This is a genomic window from Streptomyces sp. NPDC001508, from assembly GCF_040298665.1.
GTDB lineage: Bacteria > Actinomycetota > Actinomycetes > Streptomycetales > Streptomycetaceae > Streptomyces.
Window position 1 is genome coordinate 1 of sequence record NZ_JBEPAP010000144.1, and the last position, 2,348, is coordinate 2,348.

Annotated in this window: 5 protein-coding genes; 2 read left to right on the plus strand and 3 right to left on the minus strand. The window is 37.0% G+C overall.

Annotated elements, in window-relative coordinates:
• Both ABT245_RS45700 and ABT245_RS45705 read left to right on the plus strand, forming a co-directional pair.
• The coding region (locus tag ABT245_RS45700; protein WP_351747040.1) for a hypothetical protein at window positions 1–203 on the plus strand (203 nt) is incomplete at its 5' end.
• Window positions 188–616: a hypothetical protein gene (locus ABT245_RS45705; protein ID WP_351747043.1), complete on the plus strand. Its 429-nt coding sequence runs from the start codon at window positions 188–190 to the stop codon at window positions 614–616. The genes ABT245_RS45700 and ABT245_RS45705, both read left to right, overlap by 16 nt.
• Here ABT245_RS45705 and ABT245_RS45710 read toward each other — a convergent pair.
• From ABT245_RS45710 to ABT245_RS45720, 3 genes are read right to left on the minus strand one after another with little or no spacing between them, the layout of a single operon-like run.
• Window positions 576–1,523 carry an IS30 family transposase gene (locus ABT245_RS45710; RefSeq protein ID WP_003130410.1) on the minus strand — a complete coding sequence of 316 codons (948 nt, stop codon included), beginning with the start codon at window positions 1,521–1,523 and terminating at the stop codon, window positions 576–578. The genes ABT245_RS45705 and ABT245_RS45710 overlap by 41 nt on opposite strands.
• A 48-nt stretch (window positions 1,524–1,571) precedes the next feature.
• Window positions 1,572–1,808 carry a prepilin-type N-terminal cleavage/methylation domain-containing protein gene (locus ABT245_RS45715; protein ID WP_351747046.1) on the minus strand — a complete coding sequence of 79 codons (237 nt, stop codon included), beginning with the start codon at window positions 1,806–1,808 and terminating at the stop codon, window positions 1,572–1,574.
• A 13-nt stretch (window positions 1,809–1,821) separates the two neighbouring features.
• On the minus strand, window positions 1,822–2,286 hold the full coding sequence (locus ABT245_RS45720; protein WP_351747049.1) for a type II secretion system F family protein: 465 nt from the start codon (window positions 2,284–2,286) through the stop codon (window positions 1,822–1,824).
• Between the last annotated feature and the right edge of the window lie 62 nt (window positions 2,287–2,348).

Consider the following 2,348-nt stretch of genomic DNA (forward strand, 5'->3'; position numbering starts at 1 on the left):
GTTTCCAAGTGATGCTAGGAACACCAACAGGTTGGTTCATTAGTTTAATTGCTTTCTTGTTTATGCTGACTTTAGTGGGTAATATGGTTTCTTGGTCACAAGGGGTCAATAATATTGCTAGTTATGCTGCTGATAATGGTGATATGCCTAAATTCTTCTCAAAAAGACGTGCTTCTAATGGAATTTCTTGGGGGCAGCTTTGATGAATGGGATTGTAGCGACATTTATTGTTGTGATTGCTCCATTATTACCCAACCAAGATTTGTTCTGGTCATTCTTCTCATTAAATTTAGTACTATTTTTATTGAGTTATATTCCGGTCTTCCCTGCTTTTTATAAATTGCGCAAGATTGACCCTGAGACTCCACGTCCATTTAAAGTGAGTGGTAGTGACGGAATCTTGAAAGTATATATGGCCTTACCAATGATTATTATTATCATATCATTAATTTTTACAGCCATACCCTTGCAATATGATAAGGCATCATTAACAGAACAATTACCGATTACAATTGGCGCAATTATTTTTATTGTGATTGGTGAATTAATTATTAAACGCAAATTGCAAGTCCAAGTTAGCCAGCCAAGCTCATCTCATATGAACTCTTATAGTTGAACATTTTTCTTGGATAATGGTTCATCCAATACTCGATAGCGGCGACTTCTTCAGGGGTCGTCTTTGTTGTGCCTTTTGGCAGATGCCTACGAATCATTCGGTTATGGTTTTCATTCGTCCCTCGCTCAAAGCTCGCGTAGGCGTGTGCATAGTAAACTGGACAGCTTACGACCTCAGAGAGCCTTGCAAATTCATGGCCATTGTCAGGGGTAATGGATTTGAAGTCATAACTTTTTTGAAGTTCCACCAGCTCATCATTGACCGCCTGTGCTGTTTTCCCATCAATCAAGCGAATGATCTCCGTGCGGTATTTTCGCTCTGTGAGCGTCAAAAGCACCTTGTTCTTAGCTCTCGTAAGAATGACCGTGTCAATCTCGTAATGCCCCACTTCTAAGCGATTGTTAATGAACTCAGGCCGTTCTTCAATAGACTTGCCAAAAGGATGCTTTGGCGCACGAGGTTTGATTTTCTTTGCCGCCTTATACTGCGGATAGAAAAGATGATGACGCTTGGCTTCTAACCAGCCCCAGTTGACCCAATTGTAGAGGCTGCTCAGAGAAACTCCTTTTAGAGCCTGATGAATGACTTCCAAAGAGTCCTTGTCTTCTTTAAGACGTGTACTCACATAACAATCAATCTCAGTCGTGAGTTTACTCGGACGAACACTGTGAGCCCTCAATCCTTCATAATTTTCTTGAGCCTTTTTAGCAGAGTATTTTACCTTCCGCTTGAGCTGGATTTCCCCTCGCTTCATCTCTCTGTCAATCGTCCCATGAGCTTTATTCAATAAGCGCGCAATCTCACGGTTGCTCAGTCCTTCTTTATTGTGCCAACGTTCAATGTTTAAACGGTCTTGATTGGTCAGGTGTTTCCCTTTGCTCTGGCTTGTGATAGAATAGTCTTGCATCTGAATTTCCTTTTTATACTATTTGGTCGAACTTCTAGTATAAGAGATTCAGATGTTTTTTGCTTGACTCAAGGTGGCTAACTTCATTTTACAATTTGCGGATTTTTCTTTAATTAAATTTGGAACAAATAGTAATATCAAAATACTAATAATAGCTAGTACAATTAACATCTCTATCAAAGTAAAAGCTTTTAGCTCTTTCTGACGGCATTTTTTTTCACAAATTTTAACGAATAAAAATATTTTTTGTATTTTTTTTAAAATAAACTTCTTTGTTCTTTCCATTTTTTCATTCTTTCTATATTCCCGAACCCATATTTGAATAGATGGGGAGTAACATGGCTGCATATAGCAAAATAATCATCAATGCTACGAAAATAAAAACAAGAGGTTGGATTAATTGCATTAAACGATCTATCTTTGTAAAAAATTGTTCCCAACATTCATCCGCATAAAGCGAAAGCTCTAAGCCTAATTTATCTTTAATAGCTCCATATTCAATCATTAACGAGAGCTCGGGTAAAAAAAGCGCAAGTTTACTGACAGCTTGTTCAAAAGACCGACCAGCATTCAATTCTAAATCAAGATTCTTGCCAACTTCTGAAAAAATTCGACTTTTTTGTTTTTTCATCAAGTTAATAATTTGACGTAATTCAACACCTTGAGCAATTAGATTTCCCCATTCTCTTGCAAAGTAAGCTGTTAAATATAAACGGATAAAAGAATGAACCAGAGGTAATTTAACAAGAAATGTAAAATTCATTATTGCTGATTTTCGTTTAAAAAGAGTTACTGACAAAGCTGTCAGTAACTTTTTATTTTAAA